Below are 3,303 nucleotides of genomic sequence, written 5' to 3'. Positions count from 1 at the left end.
TGGCGCCGGAGACGGTCCAGGGCCTCCCGCACGAGCTTTGTTCCCACGCCCCGGCGGCGCCACTCGGGCACCACGGCGAGATCCAGGAGGTGACACAGGCCGCCTTGTACGGCGTAGAGGAGGTGCCCCACCAACCGGCCGCCGGGCCCTTCCGCGCCCAGGGCCCGGCAGAACCGGCTGTGGAGCACGTCGCGCACGGTGCCCGGGTCCCAGGGGTGCTCGAAGCTCCGCGCCTCGACCCGGAGAACCTCGAGCCACCGGGACGGCGGAACCTCGACGATCCGGACCCAGGGGTCACCCGCCACGACCGCCTTCCAGTTCCTCGATCCGCCCGCGCACCCAGGTTTCGGCCTCCGGGGGCAGCCCCGCCTCGAGGGCCGCCCGGTACCGGGCGAGGGCGTCGGCCGGGTCCCCCGACCGGTCGGCCTCCAGGCCGAGCCGGAGGAGCGCCCGGCCCCGGAAGGGCCCGGGTTGGCCCGCAAGCTCCTCCCACCTCTTTCGCGCCTCCGGTGCGCGGCCGATTCGCGCCAGGGCCTCGGCCTCCCGGAACGCGGCCGCCCCCGAGGCGTCGGCCTCCCGGGCCGCGGCGGACCACCGCAGGACCTCGGCCCAGTCTTGGGCTTGGAACGCCTCGGCCTGGAGCATCAGGGCTGCACGCCGCCCCTGGGGGCTCCCGGGGTACGCCTGGGCCAAGCGGACCCGCAACACCCGGGCCCTTTCCCCGTCGCCGGAGGCCTCGGCGTGGACCGCGGCCCGCTCCAAGAGGGCCGGCGCCTCCCCCGGCGGGGCCTTCCCTGCGGCAGCCTCGGCGAACCGCGCCGCCCGGGCCGCGTCGCCGGCCGCCTCGGCCGCGGCGAGCGCCAGGAGCCACTCGTCGAGCGTACTCTGTGCCCCGAGGAGGGGCTCGATCCGGCGAAGCGCCTCGCCGGGTTTGCCGTTCTCCAACAGGGCGCGGGCCGCCTCCACCCTGGCCGAGCGGCCGAGGGCGGATCCCTCGGCGATCCCGTCCCAGAGCGCCACGGCCTCCTGCCACCGGCCCCGGGCCCGGGCGTCGTCGGCGAGCGTCCACCGCACCCGGTCGAGTTCGTCCCGGGGAACGGCCTTCGCCCCCCGATCTAGGATCGCCCGGCCGTGGCGCCGGAGGGATTCGCCGTCTCCCAGCCGCTTTGCCAGGGCGAAGGCGGCCCGGTGAATCTCCAGGGCGCGGGCCCCCTCGGCGCCCGCCGCGAGGGCCCCTTCCAGGTGCCGCAGGGCACCCCGTAGATCCTTCGCCTCGCGGGCCAAATCGGCCAGGAGAAGCCGGGCCGAGACCGCCTCCTCCCCCTTCGGGACGAGCTGCAAAAACCCCTCGAGGGCCCGTCCGGCGCCGTCCCGGTTCCCCGCCTCGGCCCTCGCCCGGCCGAGCCCGAGAAGGGCCCGGGCCCGCTCCTCCCGATCCGGGGTCCACTCAGCGACCCGTTCCCAGAAGAACGCGGCGTCCTCGGGCGTCTGAGAAGCGGCCGCACCGGCCCGGGCGATAGCAAGCCGCGCCTCCCGGTCTTCGAGCACCCCGGGATCGGCCAGGGACTCCCGGCAGGCCGCCGCCACGGCCCCGGGGGCGCCTTCTTTGCTCAGGGCCCCCACGAGCCCGAGCCAGGCCGAAGCCCGGCGGGAGTCCCCCTTGGCCCCGGCCAGAAACGCCCGGTACATCTCGGCCGCGTCCCGCCAGTGTCCCAGCGCCTCGGCCGCGGCCGCCGCCAGGAGCCAGGCGTCGGCGGCATGGGCCCCGCCCCCCTCGTCGAGGTACCGGCCGAGGTGTTCCCGGGCCTCCTCGGGCCTTCCCACCCGCCACGCGAGCCACCCGAGCCAGTACCGGGCCTCGGGGTCATCGGCCTCGACGAGCCGCTCCAGGGCCCAGCGGGCCCCCTCGGGGTTTTTGCGGGCCACCTCGGCCCGGAACAGGAGGTCCAGGAGATCCCGCCGGTCCGGGTCGTCGGGTTTCGCCTCGAGGTAGGCCCGGAGCTCCTTCGCGGCGAGCTCGTGGAACCCGTCCCGGTAGGCCTTGAGGCCCACCTCCAGGTGCTCCCGGGGGCCGGCGAGCGCGCCCCCCGCGGAAACGACGAGGGCCGCGGCGAGCGCGGCCCCGGCCCACCGTGCCCGCAGGCTACCCACCCGGGTCCTCCCGAAACCCGAGCACCACGAGCACGCAGCTTCCGTCGGCGATCACGTTGAGCCCGGCCGCCTCGGCCCGGGCCACGGCCGCCGGGCTCTCGGCCCCGGGCTGCATCCAAAGGTTTGGGATGCCGGCCCGGATCGCCTGCTCCACGATCTCTTCGGTGACCTGGGGCGGCGTGACCAGCGAGAGGCTTTGGACCTCCCGGGGCAGGTCGGCCACCGCACCCACGCAGGGAAGCCCTTCGATCTCTGCCTCCCGGGGGTGCACGGGAACGACCCGGCGGCCGGCCTGCCGGTAGCAGCGCAGCACCTTGTTCCCGTACTTTCGCCGGTCGCGGGACGCGCCGATCACCCCGAAAGCGCCCGACGCCAGAAACCGCTGGATCCGCTCCTCGATCCTCACCGGGCCCCGGCCTCCTGGAGCACGACGAACCGCCCGCCGATGGCGCCCCGGATCCCATCGGGGAGGTCCTCCCACCGGACCAGATCCACCTGGATCGGGAGGTCCGAAGCGGAAAACGCATCCCGCAAGGCCTCGAGCTCCTCGTCCGATGCCGGCCCGACGACCGCCAGGTCGAGGTCCGAAAACCGCCGTGCCGTCCCCTCGACCCGGGAACCGAACACCCGCACCTCGCGGCCCGGGAGATGGCGGGCCACGAGCCGGCGGACCTCCTCCAGGTCTGGGGCCGGCAGGTCAATCATTGGCCCGTTCCAACCGGTTGAGGAGATCCCGCGCGTCGTCGAGGAACGCCCGGGCCACGGCGTACACCCGTGCCGCCTCGTCCTCGTTGTACGTGTGGGACGTGAGGTTTCGGGCCTCCGCGTATCGAAACCACGGCACCGGATCGTCGATGAGCCCCCAGCGGGCCGCCATGCGAAACAGGTCCTTGCGGGTCCTGGGCCGGTCCGCCTCCTCGGCCTCCGCGTTCCGGCGGAGCCAGCGCTGCATGAATTTCCAGCACAGCTCGAAGGTGAACTCAAAATGCTGGATCGCCCCGGCCCGCAGGGCGTTTCGCGTGACCGGATCGAGCCCGGACGTCACCGCCTCGTCCTCGCACCGGTCGAGGACCTCGCCCAGGGCCGTCACCGCCTTTCGCAAACTCGTGAGATCCAGGGACACGGGGGCGCTCCCTTCGGGCGCGGGGACGT

Annotated in this window: 5 protein-coding genes; all 5 read right to left on the bottom strand. The window is 74.8% G+C overall.

All coding sequences use genetic code 11. From position 1 onward, the window contains the following. Nucleotides 1–305: GNAT family N-acetyltransferase (locus tag ACY0I8_RS17190; RefSeq protein WP_461395726.1), on the bottom strand; the 305-nt coding region annotated here is incomplete at its 3' end. Then, the gene (locus tag ACY0I8_RS17185) at nucleotides 295–2,151 is read right to left on the bottom strand and encodes a tetratricopeptide repeat protein (RefSeq protein ID WP_459941456.1); all 1,857 of its coding nucleotides are present in this window, start codon (nucleotides 2,149–2,151) and stop codon (nucleotides 295–297) included. The genes ACY0I8_RS17190 and ACY0I8_RS17185, both read right to left, overlap by 11 nt. Further along, nucleotides 2,144–2,557 (bottom strand): CoA-binding protein, encoded by a 414-nt coding sequence (locus tag ACY0I8_RS17180; RefSeq protein ID WP_459941457.1) that lies wholly within the window; start codon nucleotides 2,555–2,557, stop codon nucleotides 2,144–2,146. Before ACY0I8_RS17180 ends, ACY0I8_RS17185 begins: the two co-directional genes overlap by 8 nt. After that, the gene (locus ACY0I8_RS17175; protein ID WP_459941458.1) at nucleotides 2,554–2,856 is read right to left on the bottom strand and encodes a nucleotidyltransferase family protein; all 303 of its coding nucleotides are present in this window, start codon (nucleotides 2,854–2,856) and stop codon (nucleotides 2,554–2,556) included. The genes ACY0I8_RS17180 and ACY0I8_RS17175 overlap by 4 nt, the downstream gene beginning before the upstream one ends. Further along, a partial coding sequence (locus ACY0I8_RS17170; RefSeq protein ID WP_461395725.1) for an HI0074 family nucleotidyltransferase substrate-binding subunit occupies nucleotides 2,849–3,303 on the bottom strand: 455 nt, incomplete at its 5' end. The genes ACY0I8_RS17170 and ACY0I8_RS17175, both read right to left, overlap by 8 nt.

The sequence above is a fragment of the Deferrisoma sp. genome (assembly GCF_054681715.1).
Note: the sequence above shows the minus strand (reverse complement) of the source record. Positions and strands in the feature narration are given on the sequence as shown.

Coding starts and splice junctions, on each gene's coding strand:
- ACY0I8_RS17175 (WP_459941458.1), bottom strand. CDS start 2,856: ATGATTGACCTGCCGGCCCCAGACCTGGAGGAGGTCCGCCGGCTCGTG.